Origin of the sequence: Nocardioides luteus (genome assembly GCF_000960475.2) — a bacterium.
Classification (GTDB): Bacteria; Actinomycetota; Actinomycetes; order Propionibacteriales; family Nocardioidaceae; genus Nocardioides; species Nocardioides luteus_A.
In genome coordinates, this window is record NZ_JZDQ02000004.1 from 102178 (window position 1) to 119683 (window position 17506).

General features: G+C 69.1%; 18 protein-coding genes, 3 tRNA genes and 1 pseudogene. 14 read left to right on the forward strand and 8 right to left on the reverse strand.

Features of this window, described 5'->3' with window-relative positions; genetic code table 11:
- The first annotated feature begins 60 nt into the window (after positions 1 to 60).
- The 8 genes from UG56_RS03760 (at position 61) to UG56_RS29190 (ending at position 7119) form a co-directional block, all read left to right on the forward strand.
- Positions 61 to 1131, forward strand: coding sequence for an ABC transporter ATP-binding protein (locus UG56_RS03760; RefSeq protein WP_045547573.1), 1071 nt, complete (start codon positions 61 to 63; stop codon positions 1129 to 1131).
- A gap of 26 nt (positions 1132 to 1157) precedes the next feature.
- On the forward strand, positions 1158 to 2345 hold the full coding sequence (locus UG56_RS03765) for an ABC transporter substrate-binding protein (protein ID WP_045547597.1): 1188 nt from the start codon (positions 1158 to 1160) through the stop codon (positions 2343 to 2345).
- Positions 2342 to 3202, forward strand: coding sequence for an ABC transporter permease (locus tag UG56_RS03770; protein ID WP_045547574.1), 861 nt, complete (start codon positions 2342 to 2344; stop codon positions 3200 to 3202). The genes UG56_RS03765 and UG56_RS03770 overlap by 4 nt, the downstream gene beginning before the upstream one ends.
- Positions 3199 to 4011 (forward strand): ABC transporter permease, encoded by an 813-nt coding sequence (locus tag UG56_RS03775; protein WP_045547575.1) that lies wholly within the window; start codon positions 3199 to 3201, stop codon positions 4009 to 4011. Before UG56_RS03770 ends, UG56_RS03775 begins: the two co-directional genes overlap by 4 nt.
- 24 nt (positions 4012 to 4035) lie before the next feature.
- Positions 4036 to 4944, forward strand: coding sequence for a 5'-3' exonuclease (locus UG56_RS03780; protein ID WP_045547576.1), 909 nt, complete (start codon positions 4036 to 4038; stop codon positions 4942 to 4944).
- Between the two features lie 101 nt (positions 4945 to 5045).
- Positions 5046 to 5483 (forward strand): SsgA family sporulation/cell division regulator, encoded by a 438-nt coding sequence (locus UG56_RS03785; RefSeq protein WP_045547577.1) that lies wholly within the window; start codon positions 5046 to 5048, stop codon positions 5481 to 5483.
- Between the two features lie 140 nt (positions 5484 to 5623).
- The gene (locus UG56_RS03790; RefSeq protein WP_143054894.1) at positions 5624 to 7021 is read left to right on the forward strand and encodes an OFA family MFS transporter; all 1398 of its coding nucleotides are present in this window, start codon (positions 5624 to 5626) and stop codon (positions 7019 to 7021) included.
- Positions 7018 to 7119: an MFS transporter small subunit gene (locus UG56_RS29190; RefSeq protein WP_442756957.1), complete on the forward strand. Its 102-nt coding sequence runs from the start codon at positions 7018 to 7020 to the stop codon at positions 7117 to 7119. The genes UG56_RS03790 and UG56_RS29190 overlap by 4 nt, the downstream gene beginning before the upstream one ends.
- Before the next feature lie 15 nt (positions 7120 to 7134).
- Here the strand turns inward: UG56_RS29190 and UG56_RS03795 are convergent, their stop codons facing one another.
- Positions 7135 to 7956, reverse strand: a complete 822-nt coding sequence (locus UG56_RS03795) for an aminotransferase class IV (protein ID WP_045547579.1) — start codon at positions 7954 to 7956, stop codon at positions 7135 to 7137.
- A 168-nt stretch (positions 7957 to 8124) separates the two neighbouring features.
- Here UG56_RS03795 and UG56_RS03800 point away from each other — a divergent pair.
- From UG56_RS03800 to UG56_RS03815, 4 genes are all read left to right on the forward strand, one after another.
- A tRNA-Gly gene (locus UG56_RS03800) sits at positions 8125 to 8197 on the forward strand.
- A gap of 35 nt (positions 8198 to 8232) precedes the next feature.
- Positions 8233 to 8303 (forward strand) — tRNA-Cys (locus UG56_RS03805).
- A 33-nt stretch (positions 8304 to 8336) separates the two neighbouring features.
- Positions 8337 to 8411 (forward strand) — tRNA-Val (locus tag UG56_RS03810).
- 280 nt (positions 8412 to 8691) lie between these two features.
- The gene (locus UG56_RS03815) at positions 8692 to 9201 is read left to right on the forward strand and encodes a DinB family protein (protein WP_052693258.1); all 510 of its coding nucleotides are present in this window, start codon (positions 8692 to 8694) and stop codon (positions 9199 to 9201) included.
- Positions 9202 to 9252: 51 nt separating this feature from the next.
- On the opposite strand, the pseudogene UG56_RS27440 reads toward UG56_RS03815, so the two are convergent.
- Together UG56_RS27440 and UG56_RS03820 are read right to left on the reverse strand one after the other, a co-directional pair.
- Positions 9253 to 9433 (reverse strand): annotated as a pseudogene (locus UG56_RS27440) (ISL3 family transposase); the annotation flags it as partial.
- A gap of 34 nt (positions 9434 to 9467) precedes the next feature.
- On the reverse strand, positions 9468 to 10232 hold the full coding sequence (locus tag UG56_RS03820; RefSeq protein ID WP_371264373.1) for a DeoR/GlpR family DNA-binding transcription regulator: 765 nt from the start codon (positions 10230 to 10232) through the stop codon (positions 9468 to 9470).
- Positions 10233 to 10348: 116 nt separating this feature from the next.
- Between UG56_RS03820 and UG56_RS03825 the strand changes: the two genes are divergently transcribed.
- Together UG56_RS03825 and UG56_RS27795 are read left to right on the forward strand one after the other, a co-directional pair.
- Entirely contained in the window at positions 10349 to 11539 is a 1191-nt protein-coding gene (locus UG56_RS03825; RefSeq protein ID WP_052693261.1) for an MFS transporter, read from the forward strand.
- Positions 11540 to 11645: 106 nt separating this feature from the next.
- Positions 11646 to 11984, forward strand: a complete 339-nt coding sequence (locus tag UG56_RS27795; RefSeq protein ID WP_143054895.1) for a hypothetical protein — start codon at positions 11646 to 11648, stop codon at positions 11982 to 11984.
- 9 nt (positions 11985 to 11993) lie between these two features.
- On the opposite strand, the gene UG56_RS03835 is transcribed toward UG56_RS27795, so the two are convergent.
- The 5 genes from UG56_RS03835 to UG56_RS03855 form a co-directional block, all read right to left on the reverse strand.
- A complete protein-coding gene (locus UG56_RS03835) occupies positions 11994 to 12557 on the reverse strand; it encodes a flavoprotein (RefSeq protein WP_177191415.1) in 564 nt (187 codons plus the stop codon).
- 37 nt (positions 12558 to 12594) lie between these two features.
- Complete coding sequence (locus UG56_RS03840) at positions 12595 to 13077, reverse strand: (2Fe-2S)-binding protein (RefSeq protein ID WP_045547583.1); 483 nt, start codon at positions 13075 to 13077, stop codon at positions 12595 to 12597.
- Between the two features lie 15 nt (positions 13078 to 13092).
- Positions 13093 to 15498, reverse strand: a complete 2406-nt coding sequence (locus UG56_RS03845) for a molybdopterin cofactor-binding domain-containing protein (protein WP_045547584.1) — start codon at positions 15496 to 15498, stop codon at positions 13093 to 13095.
- Between the two features lie 118 nt (positions 15499 to 15616).
- On the reverse strand, positions 15617 to 16552 hold the full coding sequence (locus tag UG56_RS03850) for a helix-turn-helix domain-containing protein (protein WP_084100459.1): 936 nt from the start codon (positions 16550 to 16552) through the stop codon (positions 15617 to 15619).
- 56 nt (positions 16553 to 16608) lie between these two features.
- Positions 16609 to 17490, reverse strand: coding sequence for a helix-turn-helix transcriptional regulator (locus tag UG56_RS03855; RefSeq protein WP_045547586.1), 882 nt, complete (start codon positions 17488 to 17490; stop codon positions 16609 to 16611).
- Positions 17491 to 17506: the final 16 nt, after the last annotated feature.

The following is a 17506-nucleotide window of genomic DNA, read 5'->3' on the forward strand; positions in this document are numbered from 1 at the left end:
TACGAAGAACTTACGCAGAAGGTCTTTAAAATCTAAGATCTGGTTCCATATGATTCACGAATGCGACCGACCGAATCCCCGCAGATCCAGCTCGAAGCCGTGTCCAAGGCCTACGGCGACGTGACGGCCGTCGACGCTCTCGACCTGACGATCGGCGACGGCGAGTTCTTCTCGATGCTCGGGCCCTCCGGGTCCGGGAAGACGACGGTGCTGCGTCTGATCGCGGGCTTCGAGCGTGCCGACGCCGGCACGATCCGCCTCGGCGGCGAGGACGTCACCGCGCTGGCCCCGTTCGACCGCGACGTCACCACGGTCTTCCAGGACTACGCCCTGTTCCCACACTTCAACGTGCTGGAGAACGTCGCGTACGGCCTGCGGGTGCGGGGTGTCCCGAGGTCCGAGCGGAGCTCGCGGGCACGGGAGGCGCTGGCGATGGTCCGCCTCGACCACGTCGCGACCCGGAAGCCGACCGAGCTCTCCGGCGGGCAGCGGCAGCGGGTGGCGCTGGCCCGCTCCATCGTCGTACGTCCCAAGGTGCTGCTCCTCGACGAGCCGCTCGGCGCGCTCGACCTCAAGCTCCGCGAGCAGATGCAGGTCGAGCTCAAGCAGATCCAGCGCGAGCTGGGGATCACCTTCGTCTTCGTCACCCACGACCAGGAGGAGGCACTCACCCTCAGCGACCGGATCGCGGTCTTCGACAGCGGCCACATCGTGCAGCTGGGCACCCCGAAGGAGATCTACGAGCGGCCGACCTCCCCGTATGTCGCCGACTTCGTCGGCACCTCCAACGTCTTCGACGAGGAGGTGGCCAAGCGGGTGCTGAAGATGGAGGGCGCCTTCGCGCTGCGGCCCGAGAAGATTCTGCTCTCCCCTGCGACCGCGACCGCCCCGGTCGGCGCGATGACCGCCACCGGGGTGATCACCGAGTCGATCTACATCGGCACCGGTCATCGCGTCCACATCGAGCTCGAGGACGGCACCAGGCTGGTCGCCCTCGAGCAGAGCCGTGGCGCCCTGCACCCGGATGCCGCCGAACCAGAGTCTCGGGGCGACCGCGTGGTCGCCTCCTGGTCGCCGGGCGACCTGGTCCCCCTGGGCACCGATTCGTCCCGTGCCGTGCAACACCGATGAGCGAGAACCACCAGAGAGGTTTGATCATGCGCACCATCCCAACCAGATCCGCCACCAGCCGCACCCTTGGCGGAGCGATCGCGGCACTGTCCCTGATCACGCTGAGCGCCTGCGGCAGCGACAGCGGCGACTCCTCGACCGGAGCGGTCGAGAAGCTCGGCAAGAACGAGGGTGAGGTCTCGATCCTGGCCTGGCCCGGCTACGTCGAGGACGGCTCGACCGACCCCGAGGTCGACTGGGTCTCGAGCTTCGAGAAGGAGACCGGCTGTCAGGTCACCGCGAAGGTCTACGGCACCTCCGACGAGGCTTTCAACCTGGCCAAGTCGGGCGAGTACGACGTCGTGGCCGCCTCCGGTGACCTCACCCTGCGCATGATCGCGGCAGGCGAGGCGGCCGAGGTCAACACCGACCTGATCCCCAACTACGAGGGCATCTACGACTTCCTCAAGGACCGCGAGTGGAACACCGTGGACGGGAAGAACTACGGCATCCCGCACGGCTACGGCGCGAACCTGCTGATGTACAACACCGAGGACGTCAGCCCCGCCCCGACCTCGTGGAAGGCGGTCTTCGAGGACGCACCCGAGCACAAGGGCAAGGTCACCGCGTACGACTCGCCGATCTACATCGCCGACGCCGCGGTCTACCTGATGGCCCACCAGCCCGACCTGGGCATCGAGAACCCCTACTCGCTCGACGAGAAGCAGCTGGCCGCGGCCGTCGACCTGCTGAAGGCGCAGCGCGCCTCCGTGGGTGAGTACTGGTCCGACTACACCAAGACGCAGGCCTCCTTCGAGACCGGCGACACCGTGGTCGGCACCACCTGGCAGGTGATCGCCAACCTGATCGACCCGAAGAAGGCCTCGGTCGAGGCGATCCTGCCCTCCGAGGGCGCCACCGGGTGGAACGACACCTGGATGATCTCCTCGAAGGCGAAGTCGCCCAACTGCGCCTACGCCTGGCTCGACCACATCTCCGACCCGGAGGTCAACGCCCAGGCGACGGAGTACTTCGGCGAGGCCCCCAACTCCGACAAGGCCTGCGAGTTCGCCTCCGAGGGCCACTGCGAGACCTTCCACGCCGGCGACGAGAAGTACGCCGAGAAGATCTGGTTCTGGAACACCCCGATCGAGAAGTGCCTGGACGGCCGGACCGACGTGAAGTGCACCGACTACCAGGACTGGACCAAGGCCTGGGCAGAGATCAAGGGGTGACCTTGAGCTCCATCAGCAGCACGCTCAGCAGGAGGCCGGGCATCCGTCTCGGCCTCCTGCTGGCCGCTCCCCTGACCTGGCTCGTGCTCGTCTACGTCGTCGCCCTCGCCGCGCTGCTGGTGACGGCCTTCTGGACGATCGACTCCTTCACCAACGAGCTCGAGCGCACCTTCACCCTCGACAACATCCGCGAGATCACCGGCGAGGCGCTCTACCGGACCGTCACGCTGCGCACCCTCGGCGTGGCGCTGCTGGTGACGCTGATCGACTGCGCGATCGCGCTGCCGGTCGGTTTCTACATGGCCAAGATCGCCTCCCGGCGCTCCCGTCACCTGCTGGTGATCGCGTTCCTGATGCCGTTGTGGGCGTCCTACCTCGTCAAGGCGCTCGCCTGGCGCTCGCTGCTGTCCCACGGCGGCCTGCTGGACTGGGCCGGCGGCCTGGTCGGTCTCGGCTCGCCGGGATTCGGCTTCACCGCGATCGTGCTCACCCAGGCGTACATCTGGCTTCCGTACGTCATCCTGCCGGTCTACGCGGCCTACGAACGTGTCCCGGACTCGCTGCTCGACGCCGCCGGAGACCTCGGTGCCCGACCGGCGCTGACGTTCCGGACCGTGGTGCTGCCGCTGGTGGTCCCGGGGCTGGTGGCGGGGTCGATCTTCTCGTTCTCGCTGACCATGGGCGACTACATCACGGTCAACATCGTCGGCGGCGCCAACCAGATGCTCGGCAACCTCGTCTACATCAACTCGGGGTCGAACCTGCCGCTGGCCGCCGCGATCGCGCTGATCCCGATCGTCGTGATCATGATCTACCTGGCGTTGGTACGCCGCACCGGAGCTCTGGAGAACCTATGACCATCTCGCGATCGACCCGACGCCTGCTCGCCGCGGTGACCGGCCTGGTGCTCGTGGTGCTCTACGCGCCGCTGGCCCTGGTCGTGGTCAACTCGTTCAACACCTCCCAGGCGCTGACCTGGCCGCCCAGCGGCTTCACCACCCAGTGGTGGCAGCGGGCGGCGGTCAACCCGGGCGCCCACGACGCGATCCTCACCTCGCTGACGGTCGCGGCGTGCGCGACGGTGATGGCGCTCGTCCTCGGCACCCTGCTCGGCCTGGCGATGCAGCGCTACTCCTTCTTCGGCAAGGACACCGTCAACCTGCTGGTCGTGCTCCCGATCGCCCTGCCCGGCATCGTCACCGGGATCGCGCTGTCCAACGCGTTCTCGTCGATCCTCGGCGTACGCCTGGGGTTCTTCACGCTCGTGGTGGCCCACGCGACGTTCTGCATCGTGACCGTCTTCAACAACGTGCAGGCACGGCTGCGGCGGATGGGCGGCAACCTCGAGGAGGCCTCCGCCGACCTCGGGGCTGGCATGTGGACCACGTTCCGGCTGGTCACGCTCCCGCAGCTGCGCTCGGCGCTGCTGGCCGGCGGGCTGCTGGCGTTCGCGCTCAGCTTCGACGAGATCATCGTGACGACGTTCGCGGCCGGCCCGGGGGTGACCACGCTGCCGGTGTGGATCCTGACCAACCTGTTCCGCCCCGGTCAGGCGCCGATCGTCAACGTGGTGGCCGTCGTCATGATCGTGGTCTCGGTCGCGCCGATCTGGCTCGCCCAGCGACTCTCGTCCGACCCGACCGACACGACGCGGGCGATTCACTAGGCTGCACTCGTGGCTGAACCTCGAATGCTCCTGCTGGACACCGCGTCGCTCTACTTCCGGGCCTACTTCGGTGTGCCCGAGATCAAGGCCGAGGACGGCACCCCAGTCAACGCCGTCCGCGGCCTGCTGGAGTTCATCTCCCGGCTGGTCAACGACTACTCCCCCACCGACCTGGTGTGCTGCTGGGACAACGACTGGCGGCCGCAGTGGCGGGTGGACCTGATCCCGTCCTACAAGGCCCACCGGGTGGTCGAGGAGCTCGAGACCGCGCCCGACGTGGAGGAGGTGCCCGACCCGCTCCAGGTGCAGGTGCCGATCATCCGTGAGGTGCTCGCCGCGGCCGGGATCCGCGTGATCGGCGCGGACGGCTACGAGGCGGACGACGTGATCGGCACCCTCGCCACCGGCGCGGGGATGCCGGTCGACGTCGTCACCGGCGACCGTGACCTCTTCCAGCTCGTCGACGACGCCGCCGGCGTACGCATCCTCTATCCGACGCGGGGTGTGGGCGACCCGGATCTGGTGGACGAGAAGTGGGTGCTGGCCAAGTACGGCATCACCGCCGCGCAGTACGCCGACTTCGCCACCATGCGCGGAGACACCTCCGACGGGCTTCCGGGCGTGAAGGGCGTCGGCGAGAAGACCGCGGCCAAGCTGCTCGAGCAGTACGGGGACCTGGACGGGATCGTCGCCGCCGTCGCCGACCCGACCACCTCGCTGACCAAGGCGCAGCGGCAGAAGTTCATCGACGCGGTCCCGTATCTGGCCGTGGCTCCGAAGGTCGTTGCGGTGGCGCGCGGCCTGGACCTGGACCGCAGCGGGACCGCGCTGCCGAGCGCTCCTGCCGACCCGGACCGGCTTCACGAGCTGGCCGCGACCTACAACCTCAGCTCCCCCGTCGCCCGTCTGGAAGCCGCGCTCGCGCGGGTGTGATCGGGGTCTCCCCGAATCAGTTCAGAAAGTTTGTAGAAACGGCATCATCACCCGTTCACCGCTCCGTCTCCTTGGCAAGACCACCAAGAAGGAGCGGACGAATGAGCGACATCAAGCACCCGGCAGTGCAGCAGGACATCAAGATCTCGTGCCTCGACCCCTGGGGTCGAACGGTGGAGGTGCCGACCACCCTCGGCTACCGCGAGAACGACCCGTACGCAGTGAGCCTGACCTTCCACTCCGGTGGCGGTGACGTCGAGTGGGTCGTCTCCCGCACCCTGATGCTGCAGGGCCTCTCGGCCCCGGCCGGCGAGGGCGACGTGAAGATCTACCCGAGCATCGACGAGGACGCCAAGGCGGTGGCCGTCTTCGACTTCAGCTCCCCCGACGGCCGCCTGATCGCGACCGCCGACTCCAGCGAGGTGCAGACGTTCCTCGGCAAGTCCTTCGCCGCGGTCCCGGTCGGCTCCGAGGGTCAGCACATGGATCTCGACGGTCTGATCGCGGACCTGCTGGGCAGCTCCTTCGACGCTGAGTAGGCACTCCGCCCGCCTGCTCTTTCGTTTCACGAGCCCTTCCTTCCCGGAATCCTGGGGAGGAAGGGCTCGTGTTTTTGCTGGCCGTTGCCACATCAACTGTGGTAGTGATGTGCGTCACCCTCACCATCTCGGAGGTCACAGTGCTGCCAGTTTTCCTTTCTCGCGAGCGGACGGTGGCCGGTCCCGGCTTCAGCCGTTGGCTCATCCCGCCCGCCGCTCTCGCGGTCCATCTCTGCATCGGCCAGGTGTACGCCACCAGCGTCTACAAGACCGCCCTGGTCGAGCACTTCGACTCGAGCCAGACCGCGATCGGCGTGATCTTCTCGATCGCGATCGTGATGCTCGGCCTCTCCGCCGCGGTGATGGGCACCTGGGTTGACCGCAACGGGCCGCGGGCGGCGATGACCGCGGCCGCGGTCTTCTGGGCGTCCGGCTTCTTCATCGGCGCCCTCGGCATCGGGACCGGCCAGCTGTGGCTGGTCTACCTCGGCTACGGCTTCATCGGCGGCATCGGGCTCGGGATCGGCTACATCTCCCCCGTCTCCACGCTCATCAAGTGGTTCCCGGACCGGCCGGGCCTGGCGACCGGCATGGCGATCATGGGCTTCGGCGGTGGCGCGATGATCGCCAGCCCGTTGAGCGGCCGGCTCCTGTCGCTCTACGACCCCTCCTACACCGGTGACGCCACCACCGTCCCCGACGGCCACGCGGTGATGATGCTCTTCCTCACCCTCGGTGTCGTCTATCTGGTCTTCATGTCCTTCGGCGCTGCCACCGTCCGGGTCCCCGCGGAGGGCTGGGCGCCCGCCGGCTGGGATCCGGCCAGCGTCAAGGAGAAGAAGCTCGTCACCACCGCGAGCGTGTCTGCTCGCAACGCCGTCCTCACCCGCTCCTTCTGGCTCGTCTGGATCGTGCTCTTCTGCAACGTCACCGCCGGCATCGGCATCCTGGAGCAGGCCGCGCCGATGATCCAGGACTTCTTCCGCTCCGACGGGACCTCGTCCGTGAGCGCCGTCGCGGCCGGAGGCTTCGTCGGGCTGCTCTCGATCGCCAACATGGGCGGCCGGTTCGTCTGGTCCTCGACCTCCGACGTCATCGGCCGCCGGCCGATCTACATGATGTATCTCGGGGTCGGACTGGTCCTCTACCTCCTGCTGGCGACCGTCGGACACGCCTCGATGGCGCTGTTCGTCCTGCTCGCCGTGGTGATCCTGTCCTTCTACGGCGGCGGCTTCGCGACCGTCCCCGCCTACCTGCGTGACCTCTTCGGCACCTTCCAGGTCGGCGCCATCCACGGTCGCCTGCTGACCGCCTGGTCGGCCGCGGGGATCGCCGGACCGCTCATCATCAACGCCTTCCTCGACGCGCAGGGCGAGCCCGGCACCCTCACCGCGGCGGCCTACCGGCCGGCGCTGCTGACCATGGTCGGGCTCCTGGCGGTCGGCTTCATCGCCAACCTCCTGGTCCACCAGGTGCCGGACCGGTTCCACGAGCCGACGGCCGCCGATCCGTCCACGACCGAGAGGAGCGCAGCATGAACCCCAAGATCGTCGTCGCCTGGGCCCTGGTCGGGATCCCCCTGGCCTACGGGATCATCGAGACGCTGCGCCGGGCGGCGCAGCTCTTCACCGGCTGAGACTCTCCTCCCGGCTCAGAGGCCGAGAAGGCTCGGCTCGTTCGTACGCCACGCCTCCTGCGCCGCCCGGGTCACCGGGCCGTGCGGGAGGGTGCGCGTGCCCCACGTCGTCACGGCCTGCACGTCGCGCAGGCTGGAGGTGAGGAAGACCTCCGTGGCGTACTCCTCGACCTCGGCCAGCGGCTCGTCGGTCTCCTCGGCGCCGAACCACTCCAGCACCAGGGCGCGGGTGATCCCGGCCAGCGGGCCGCTGGAGAGCGTCGGGGTCTTCAGCACCCCGTCGAGCACGTAGAAGACGTTGCTCCCGGTGCCCTCGCACAGGTCGCCCACGGTGTTGGCGAAGATCGCCTCGGTCGCCCCGTGCTCACGGGCCTGGGCGAGGGCGATGACGTTCTCGGCGTACGACGTCGTCTTGAGGCCGGTCGTCGCGCCGTGCTCGTTGCGGCGCCACGGCACGCTGACGACCTTGGTCGTGTCCGGGTTCGGGGTGGCGTCCTCGAGGCCGATGATGATCGTCGGCGCCACCTCCACGCGGCCGGAGCCGAACGGGGCCGGCCCGCCCGTGACGGTGATCCGAAGTCGTCCGTACGCCGTCGGGGCTGCCCCGAGCACGGCCTCGACGCCCTTCGTGATGGCGCCGCGGTCCAGGGTGGGCAGGCCGAGGCCGGCCGCCGACCGCTCCAGGCGGTCGAGGTGGCGGTCGAGGGCGAACGGCTGATCCTCGATCACCTTGAGCGTCTCGAAGACGCCGTCGCCCACCACCAGACCATGGTCACGGATGGAGACCGCCGGAGCGGCCGGGTTGTCGAGAAGCTGGCCATCGATCCACGCGCGCATGCGGCAACTCTAAGACGTCCCTGGTCAGGGCCCGGAATGCCCGTCGATGGGACTCCTGGGGCTGCTGGTGAATGACACGAAGGTGACCCCCGATTTGTCCCCCGGGAGCGGCTCCGTTAATGTTCTTCTCGTCGCCAAGGGCACGGGAAACCGGGCCGGAAGCAACAAGCGGACGTAGCTCAGTTGGTAGAGCGCAACCTTGCCAAGGTTGAGGTCGCGAGTTCGAGCCTCGTCGTCCGCTCGGAGTAGGTCTCCACCGGAGGCAATGCCTCCAGCGGTGGGTTGGCCGAGAGGCGAGGCAACGGACTGCAAATCCGTGTACACGGGTTCAAATCCCGTACCCACCTCGAAGCACCACCCTGATAAAATTGAATAACCACGGACGATTGGCGCAGCGGTAGCGCGCTTCCTTGACACGGAAGAGGTCACTGGTTCAAACCCAGTATCGTCCACCACGGAAACCAGCCCCTGATCAGTGGAAACGCTGATCAGGGGCTGGTTCGATTTCATCGCTTCGGAAGAGTGTTCGACGGTGCCTGACAAAGTGCCTGACTAGCTGGCTTCAGTTGGGGGCGCAATGCCGCCTGTCTCGACGGCATAGTCACCTCCATCCTTCGGGAAACCTCGACCCCTGCCCGGCCACCGACGCACCGACCGGACTACACCCTCATCTGCGACTGCGAAGAGCCCAAATAGCCCCGGTGCGAGGGTCGGCCCGCGTGCTACGTTCGGGCCATGACCAGACCCGGTGAGATCCTCGGCAGCGTGGTCGCCGCCAGCGAGCGCGAACAGCTCGGGACGTACCTGGATTATCTGCGCGACGCCGTCGTGCGCAAGGCCCGCGGGGTGTCGGAGGAGGACGCCCGGCGCAGCCCGGTGCCGACCGGCACGAGCCTCGGCGGCCTGATCAAACACCTGCGGTGGGTGGAACTGGGCGGGTTCGCCCAGCAGATCGGGCAGATCCCCGCCGCGGAGTTGCCCACGCCGCCGTGGACCGCCGAAGACCCGGAGGCCGACCTGCGGCTGGAGCCGAACGAGAAGCTCGACGACGTCATCGCCGCCTACCAGGCAGAGTGCGACCGCTCCCGCGAGATCGCCGCCCAGCACAGCCTTGACCACGCCGTCACCACACCGCGGGGCAGGGAGCTGACGTGGATGTACCTGCACGTGATCGTGGAGACCGCCCGGCACGCGGGCCACGCGGACATCCTGCGCGAGATGATCGACGGCAGCGTCGGCGACTGACGGCTCGCGGCGCGTCGTCGGTCAGCGTTCCGGGTCGTCGGAGGCGGCGTTACAACGGTATCGGCGGAGGCTGACCTCCAACACCGTGGGCCACCGTGTCCCTGGCCGCGCCCTGGCATCCACAGCGACGACGCCATCTGTCAGGCTCGACAACCCGGCACCGGAGAATCGCCCGATCGGGCTCCAACCGCTGCCCGAGCACTTCGAGCCCGAGATCATGGTCACCCCCCATCCTCGGGAGACCTCCGACAAAGGTGCCTCGGGCGTCAGCTCCCAGCCGAAGGCGGAGGTGGGGTTTCGACGAGGTGGATCTCGACGCCGTCGGCACGGAAGGGTGCGAGCCTGTCGGGATCGGCGTCGGCGGTGGTGACGAGGTGGGTGAGGTCGCCGAACTCGCCGAACCGGAACGTCGACGTACGGGTCAGCTTCTCGGCGGTGGTGATCAAGACGCGGCGGGCGCCGGCGGCGAGGCAGGCGCGTTTGACCTGCGCGTCCTCGTAGGTGGTGGAGGTCAGCCCGAAACCGGGCTGTGCCGAACAAGCTCCGATGATGACGACGTCGGCGTTGGTCTCGCTGATGGCGCGCATGGCGGCGTGACTGGTGAAGGCGAGGGTGTCGTTCTCGACCGGTCCACCCGGAACGATCACGGTCGCGCCGGGACGCGTTGCCAGAGCCGCGGCGGCGTGAAGGGAGAGCGCCAGCGCGGTGACCGGGCGACCCACCAGATGGCGAGCGACCGCGTAGCACGTGGTGCCGTTGTCGATGACGAGGGACTCACCGTCGGCAACCAGCCCGGCCGCGACCGCCGCGAGCGCGTCTTTGCGCTCCCGATCGGTCTCGAACCGAACCGCGAAGGGCATCAACGTGCCGCGCGCGTCGGCACGGGTGACGCCGCCACGCACACGGCGCACCATGCCCTGGTCGGCGAGCTCGGTGAGGTCGCGGCGGATCGTGACGGCCGAGGCGCCGGTCAGGTCGCAGAGGGCCTCGACGCTGACGGTGGCCCCGGAGGCGACAGATCGGATGATCATTTTGTGCCGAAGTGATCGTTGCACGTGATCATTCAAGCACCTACCTTGCCGACGTGCCTCAACTCCTCCCCTTCCCCGCCGCCTCCCCCGGACGTGCTCGTACTGGCGTCTCACTGATGTTCTTCACCAACGGTGTCCTGTTCAGCGCGCTCCTGCCTCGCTACCCCGAGATCAAGGCGGCATTCGGGTTGACCAACAGCCAGTTCGGGCTGTTGGTCATCGCCTTCCCGGTCGGGGCGCTTGTCGCGGCCGCGTTCGGTGGCCGGGTCATCCGGAGAGTCGGCGCGCTGCGAACCAATGGGTACGGCTCGATCGTCCTTGCCGCGGCGCTGGGTGTGGCCGGGTTCAGCCACTCGGTGTGGCTGTTCGCTGCCGCGCTGGTGGTCGCGGGAGCTGTCGACTCGGTCGTGGATGCGGCGCAGAACGTGCAGGGTGTCGTGGCGGAGCAATGGCGGGGACGCTCGGTGATGAACTCCTTCCACGCGCTGTGGTCTGTCGGCGCTGCCACCGGCGGCGTGATCGGTGCCGCCGCCGCGGCGGCGAACGTCGCCCCGTCCACGCAGATGCTGGTCAACGGCATCGTGTGGGCCGTGGTCGCCGTGCTCGCGTGCCGGCTCGCGGCTGTGCCCGCCGAAGTCCGCGGCACGCTCCGGGTCGAGGCGGACCATCACGGCGTCCCTGCCGGAACAGCAGACCGGTCGGCGCGCCGCCACGCGTGGCGACTGCTGCTCCCGCTGGTCGTGCTGGCGATCTGCGGCACCCTGGTCGAGGACGTCGCGAACAACTGGGCCGTGCTCTTCCTCGGCGATGCCGGCGCTTCGACCGCCATCGCCGGGCTCGGGCTCACGGTCGCCCTCGGTGCCCAGTTCATCGGCCGACTCCTCGGCGACCCGATGACCGACAGGTGGGGCCGTGAGGGCGTCGCCCGGGCCGGTGGCCTGCTCATCGGCGGCGGAGCACTGCTGATCGTGACCTCCCCGGTCTACCCGCTCGCCTTCGCAGGGTTCGCCATCGCAGGGTTCGGCTGCGCGACCCTCGTGCCCGCCGCTTTTGCCGCCGCCGGCCGCATCTCCGGGTTGCCCGAAGGCACCGGCATCGCGATCCTCGGGTGGCTCATGCGGATCGGGTTCCTCATCACCTCACCGATCATCGGCTGGCTCTCCGACCTCACCAGTCTCCGCACGGCGATGCTCGTCCCCGTCGTCGCCGGGCTCCTCGCCGCCCTCATCGCCCACACCCAGCTCCCGAAGCGGACATCCCGACAGGACACCGCGGAGGCGACGCGCACGGGGGCCACCGTCGACTGACCACGAAACGATCGCTGTTGTCGGTCTATGCACCGGGCTCTTCGCCCGCGAGACCGGCGCCCTACCCATCGATCACCTCTGCATGAATCGAACGTATGATCGATTCATGACCCGCGCGCCAGGTTCCTCGAAGCCACCCGGCCTTGAGCCACCGATCATCGTGCCCCGCCCGGAGGCACGGCACTGCTGGCGGCACCTGTCGCCCTCGCCGGGGAGCGAAGGCGACCCGGTGTTCCTTCTGGCCTGGGCACACTCGCCGGCCGATCAGTTCGGCAAGTACGTCTGGTGGGCTCAGATCGTGCGCATGACGACACCGACGGACTGGTCGACGGAATGGGTCTCCGCCGACCAGCTCTCGACCGAGCGCTACGCTCCGGGCGAGCCGACGCCTGGTCGTCGGCCTTCGTCCAACGGGAACCGCTCGGCGCTTCCTGGGGTGTCGTGAGCGACGACGTCACCCGCGCCGTTCGTCTCCTCTGAGTCCTCGCTCGATGGCCTCGACGATCGCTCCCCACGGCAGCTTCTGGTCCGGGGGCAGCTGGCGGGGCGGGTGGAGGGGCCAGAGGTCGGGGCCCTCGATGAGGTGAACGCCGGCGACGCGGAGTGCGGCCATGTGGGAGGCCCAGGCGGGGTGCTCGGCGTGGGCGGCGTTGATGAGCGGGAAGAGCACGACCGGGACGGTCGTGAGGCTCTCGGTGACGACGGTGAGGGCCTGGTTGTCGGCGAGACCCAGCGCGATCTTGGCGGTGCTGTTGAAGGTCGCGGGGGCCACGACGATGGCGTCGAGCTGGGCGGGGTGGGCGCGCGGCTCCCACGGGAGACGGCTGGGTCCGCGTACGGGGAAGCCGGTCGACGCCTCGATCCGGTCGGCCTCACCGTTGGCGCGGAGCCAGCTGAACGCGGTGGGCGTCAGGGTCACCGGCACCTGGTGGCCGGCGCGCAGCAGCGGGGTGACCAGCTCGTCGCAGAGTTGCTCCACACCGCCTGCGGCGCAGGCGATGACTCCGACGGTGGCCACCCCGCGAGCGTACGTGACGGGGATCGCGCGTGAGGGATCAGCCCATCTTGGCGGCGCCGGCCTTGATCGCCTCCCGGATCCGGAAGTACGTGCCGCAGCGGCAGATGTTGCGGATCTGGTCGATGTCGGCGTCGGTGACCGAGCGGCCCTCGGCGTGCGCCTTGTTGACGGTCGCGACGGCGGCCATGATCTGGCCGGGCTGACAGTAGCCGCACTGCGCGACGTCGGCGTCGAGCCAGGCCTCCTGCATGGGGTGCAGGCCGTCGCCCGGGGCGGTGTCCGCGAGACCCTCGATGGTGGTGATCTCGTCGTCCTCGTCGAGCGCGCTGACCGGGGTGGCGCAGGGATTGAAGGCCTTGCCGTTGATGTGGGAGGTGCAGGCCTTGCAGACGTTGATGCCGCAGCCGTACTTGGGGCCACGCACGCCGAGCACGTCGCGCAGCACCCACAGCAGGCGCTCGCTGTCCTCGACGTCGACCGTGACCTTCTCCCCGTTGAGCTTGAAGGTGTAGTTGGGCATGCTCTTCCTCTTTACTCAGTAGGTGTGGCTGAGGCCGTCGGTCGGCGACGCGGGCACGGGCGGGACGAAGGACTTCACCTCGAAGCCGATCGGGTCGTGGTGGTTGATCGGGAACGAGGTGGGCGTCGTGCCCGTCGCCCGGGCATAGGCGCAGGCCACCGCGGCGAACGAGGCCGCGACCCCGGCCTCGCCGGCGCCCCCGGGGATGTCGGTGACCGGGTCCATCACGAAGACGCGTACGTCGGGTGGGGTGTTCCACTGACGGGTGTAGAAGTAGTTGTCCCAGCTGGCCTCGAGGTAGTGGCCGTCCTCGAGGTGCGTGCTGGCGGTCAGCGCGAGCGCGATGCCGTCCATGATCCCGCCCTGCATCTGCGCCTCGACTCCCTTGGGGTTGATCACCTCGCCGCAGTCGATGGCGAAGGTGACCTTGGTGACCCGGGGGCCGGTGACGCCGTGGTAGACCTTCCGGCCGACGGTCTCCGGGCGGCAGTCGATCTCGACCAGGCAGGCCGAGTAGCCCTTGTACTCCTGGTGGATCGCGATGCCCTGAGCCGTGCCGGCCGGCATCGACCTGCCCCAGCTGCCGGCGGCCGCCACCTGCTTGATGACGCGGCGCAGGCGGTCCTCCTTGGCGTACTTCAGGCGGAACTCGACGGGGCTCAGCCGCATCCTCTTGGCTATCTGGTCCACGGTCAGCTCCAGGGCCGTGCGTACGTCGGGTGAGTAGACGTTGCGGACCGCACCCGAGTTGATCGCCCGACTGGTCGTCTCCATGAGTCCCTGGGTGGTGACGCCGAAGTCGTACGGCACCTGCTGGGAGGTCACGAAGATGGTCTCGGACACGCCCAGGTTGCTCACTCCGGCCGGGAGCGAGATGGCGGAGGAGGTCAGGATCTCGCCGAAGCCGTGACGGTAGTCGGTGGCGGTGCAGGTGTGCTGCTGCTCGACGGAGAGGATGTTGTCCCCCGCCCAGACCGTACGCACCCGGGAGGTCGCCATCGGGTGGTTGCGGCCCTGGCGGGGCTCGTCGGCGCGGTGCCACATCAGCCGGACCGGCGCCTGGCACTTCTGCGAGATCAGGGCCGCCTCCAGGGCGGCGTCCCAGAAGAGCTTGCGGCCGAAGGAACCACCGGACTCCATCACGTTGAACGTCACCGCCGTCGGCGCGAGACCGAGCTCGAGCGCGATGCTCTCCGCCGCGACGATCGGGGTCTTCGAGCCGGCCCAGATCGTGGCCTTGTCGGCTCGGACGTCGGCCACGGCACAGTTGGTCTCCAGGGGCGAGCCGCTGCGGGTGTAGAAGACGTAGTCCGTGTCCAGCGTCTTCACGTCGGCCGCGGTGAGACCACCGGCCAGGCCGCCGACCGCATCCGTCACCGTGCCGAGCAGCTCCTCGACGTTCGGCACCGCCATCGGTCGCTGGATGCCGCGGAGCTCCTCGAGGACGTCCGCGTCCGAGCGGCCGCTCACGCTTCCGGGGTTCCACTCGACATCGAGGGCGCGGATCGCGTTGATGCACTGTCCGAAGGTCTTGGCGCGTACGGCCACACCGGTCGGGATGGTGACGACGTGCGTCACGCCCGGCATCGCCTCGACGTCCTTCTGGTTGCGGACGGACTTCACCGTGCCGTTGTGCTCGGGGGCGCGGCAGACCATGGCCGGCAGCGCGTCCGGGACATCGATGTCCATCGCGAACTGCTTCTTGCCGGTCACCGCGTCCAGGGCGTCCTTGCGGCGACGCGGGGTGCCGATGACCGCGAAGTCGGACTTAGGCTTGAGCTCGACGTCGACGGCCTTCGTGACCAGAGCCGCGGCGGAGGTCGCGAGCTCGCCGTAGGAGATGGAGGCACCGCCGGGGGCGGAGATGACACCCTCGTAGACGGAGAGCGTGTCGTGGGGCTGGGCGAGCGCGATCGCCGCCGCGTCGAGCAGGGCCTTGCGGGCGATGGCGGCGGCGACGCGTACGGGCGTGTACATCGCGTGGATGGTGTTGGAGCCGCCGGTCATCTGGTTCCAGATCAGCTCCGGACGCGCCTTCGACAGGGTCACGTGCACCTTGCCGAGCGGGAGATCGAGCTCCTCGGCGATCAGCATCGCGATGGAGGTGGTGATGCCCTGGCCGACCTCGGCGCGGGGCAGTTCGAACGACGCGGTGCCGTCTTCCTCGACGACGACCTGGATCAGGTTCGCGGTGGGACGGGCGGCATCGGTCAGCAGGTCGTTGAGGTCGTAGAGGTCGGCCGGCTGCGGCACCCCCGGGACGACGGCCGCGGCCGGCGTGCCGAGGCCGATCCCGATCTGGGCCGCCCCGGTGACGGTGGCTGCCGCCAGGAGGTAGCCGACGAAGCGGCGGCGACCGAGCTCGTGCTCGGCAAGGCCCGATACGGACAGGCCCGGTGACGTCTCGGGATGTGTTGACAAGGCGGTTACCTCCGTAGGTCCGGTCAGGGTCCTGGTCACGTTATGTGTGCCGCGTCACACCTGTGTCGCCATGGAACGCCAACTTCGTTGACATTCCGCGCCACCTCGCGCGATCGGCTCACACCGAGGTCAGGGCCTGCTTTCGGAGCGCGCCCGGAGTGATCCCGAAGCGCGACCTGAAGGTGCGGGCGAAGTGGGAGGGGTCGGGATATCCCCACCGGCCGGCGATCGACGCGGTCGAGTACGCCGCACGGGCCGGATCGAGCAGCGCGTCCCGGATCCGCATCAGCCGGAACTCCCGCAGGTGGGCCATCGCGGAGAGCGGCTCGCTCTCGAAGAGCCGATGCAGACTCCTGGGCGAGAGCCCGTGCGCGGCCGCCACCGCATCGTGGCCGAGGCCCGGGTCGGTGGCGTGGGCCTCGACGTAGGCGATGATGCGGGCGCGCAGCGCCTCCCCGGGATCGACCAGGTCGTCACCGCCGACCAGGCTTGAGAGCAGCTGGATCGCGGCCTCACCCAGGTGCGTCGCTCCCCCGGCCTGCGGGGTCTGACGGACGGCGCTGCCCAGCAGATGCCCGAGTACGCCGGTCCTGCCGTCGAACGCGGTCCAGCCGTGCGCCATCGACCGCTCGATCACGGCGTCCGAGGCCGCCAGCGCACGGCGCGGAAGCGTCATCGCGAGGACCTCCCAGGTCTCGTCGAAGCGCAGCTCGTAGGGGCGGCTGGTGTCGTAGATCGCGATGTCGCCCGGCCTCAGGACGATCTCGGTGCCGCCCTGCCGGACGACGGACCGGCCGTGGCGCTGGACGCACACCTTGAACGGCTCGTCGGGTACGTCGGCGAGCGAGCGGCGGGTGCGGCGTACGACCTGCGGGGTGCCGCCGACCCGGAAGGCGTCGACCCGTCCCAGGCCGGCGTGCTCGATCGCTCCGGCCAGCGGGCCGGGCGACACGTGCTGACCTGGTGGCAGCCGCTCCGCCTGCAGTCCCGCGAAGGCGTCGCCCAGGGCGGTCCGCCATCGCTCCGACACTCCACCCGAGTCTCCATGTGTCATGCCGTGATCCTGCGCACCGGGCCGACCGGGCGGTACCCCCGTACGAGGGGCCTTCGTCAGTCGATCAGGCCGGCCTCGCGCGCCATCCGGACCGCGTGGACGCGGTTGTTGGCGTTGAGCTTGCGGGTGGCGCTCTTCAGGTAGGACTTCACCGTGCTCTCCACGATCCCGAGGGCCTCGGCGGCCTCCCGGTTGCTGTTCCCGAGCGCCACCTGGCGGAGCACGTCGATCTCGCGCGCGGCCAGGCGTACGGCAGGAGCGAGCTGAGCCGGCCGCTTCTCCCCCGGTCCGGCGGTGAGCCGCAGCACCATGGCCTCGAGCCGCCTGCGCACCTCGGGGTCGATCACCTGGCCGGCCAGGTCGCTGAGCTCGGCGGCCATCTCGCGGCGCTCGGCGAGATCGCGCTTCGCCGAGCCGTCGGTCGGGCTCGGGGCCGGAGCAGGCGCCAGCCGGGAGAGCCGGTTGCGGACCTCGTCGTCGATCAGGATCTCCCGCTCGAGGGTGCGGATCAGCGGCCGCAGCGCGTCGAACCAGACGCCGCCGAGACCGAGCCGCGAGCGGGAGGCGAGATAGATGAGCATCCGCGGGGCCCGGTCGACCAGGATCGGCAGGGCCGCGACGGTCTGGATCTGCTCTTGGGCGACGGCGGTGTCGTAGAGGTGGGTGATCCCGCGCGCGGTGTAGTAGTGGTCGACGGAGCCGGGCTGACGGGTCTGCAGGGTCTTCCCGCCCAGGCCCTCCCCGTTGACGACCCGCAGGCCGCGCAGCGAGACCCCCTTCGCGCCACAGGTCGCGGTGATGTCGATGGCGCTGCCGTCGCCGCGGACCGGACCACCGAAGGCGAGATCCAGCCCCGACGCGGTCCGGAAGGAGGCCAGCGTCTGGGCGATCCGGGACCCGTCGTAGGGCGCCTCAGGGGCGATCGCGCTCGTGCTCATGGCCTTGAGGGTAAGT

Coding starts and splice junctions, on each gene's coding strand:
- UG56_RS03840 (WP_045547583.1), bottom strand. CDS start 13,077: ATGCCCAACTACACCTTCAAGCTCAACGGGGAGAAGGTCACGGTCGAC.
- UG56_RS03785 (WP_045547577.1), top strand. CDS start 5,046: ATGAGCGACATCAAGCACCCGGCAGTGCAGCAGGACATCAAGATCTCG.
- UG56_RS03855 (WP_045547586.1), bottom strand. CDS start 17,490: ATGAGCACGAGCGCGATCGCCCCTGAGGCGCCCTACGACGGGTCCCGG.
- UG56_RS03780 (WP_045547576.1), top strand. CDS start 4,036: ATGCTCCTGCTGGACACCGCGTCGCTCTACTTCCGGGCCTACTTCGGT.
- UG56_RS03815 (WP_052693258.1), top strand. CDS start 8,692: ATGACCAGACCCGGTGAGATCCTCGGCAGCGTGGTCGCCGCCAGCGAG.
- UG56_RS03775 (WP_045547575.1), top strand. CDS start 3,199: ATGACCATCTCGCGATCGACCCGACGCCTGCTCGCCGCGGTGACCGGC.
- UG56_RS03760 (WP_045547573.1), top strand. CDS start 61: ATGCGACCGACCGAATCCCCGCAGATCCAGCTCGAAGCCGTGTCCAAG.
- UG56_RS27795 (WP_143054895.1), top strand. CDS start 11,646: ATGACCCGCGCGCCAGGTTCCTCGAAGCCACCCGGCCTTGAGCCACCG.
- UG56_RS03765 (WP_045547597.1), top strand. CDS start 1,158: ATGCGCACCATCCCAACCAGATCCGCCACCAGCCGCACCCTTGGCGGA.
- UG56_RS03825 (WP_052693261.1), top strand. CDS start 10,349: ATGTTCTTCACCAACGGTGTCCTGTTCAGCGCGCTCCTGCCTCGCTAC.
- UG56_RS03795 (WP_045547579.1), bottom strand. CDS start 7,956: ATGCGCGCGTGGATCGATGGCCAGCTTCTCGACAACCCGGCCGCTCCG.
- UG56_RS03850 (WP_084100459.1), bottom strand. CDS start 16,552: ATGACACATGGAGACTCGGGTGGAGTGTCGGAGCGATGGCGGACCGCC.
- UG56_RS03820 (WP_371264373.1), bottom strand. CDS start 10,232: ATGATCATCCGATCTGTCGCCTCCGGGGCCACCGTCAGCGTCGAGGCC.
- UG56_RS29190 (WP_442756957.1), top strand. CDS start 7,018: ATGAACCCCAAGATCGTCGTCGCCTGGGCCCTGGTCGGGATCCCCCTG.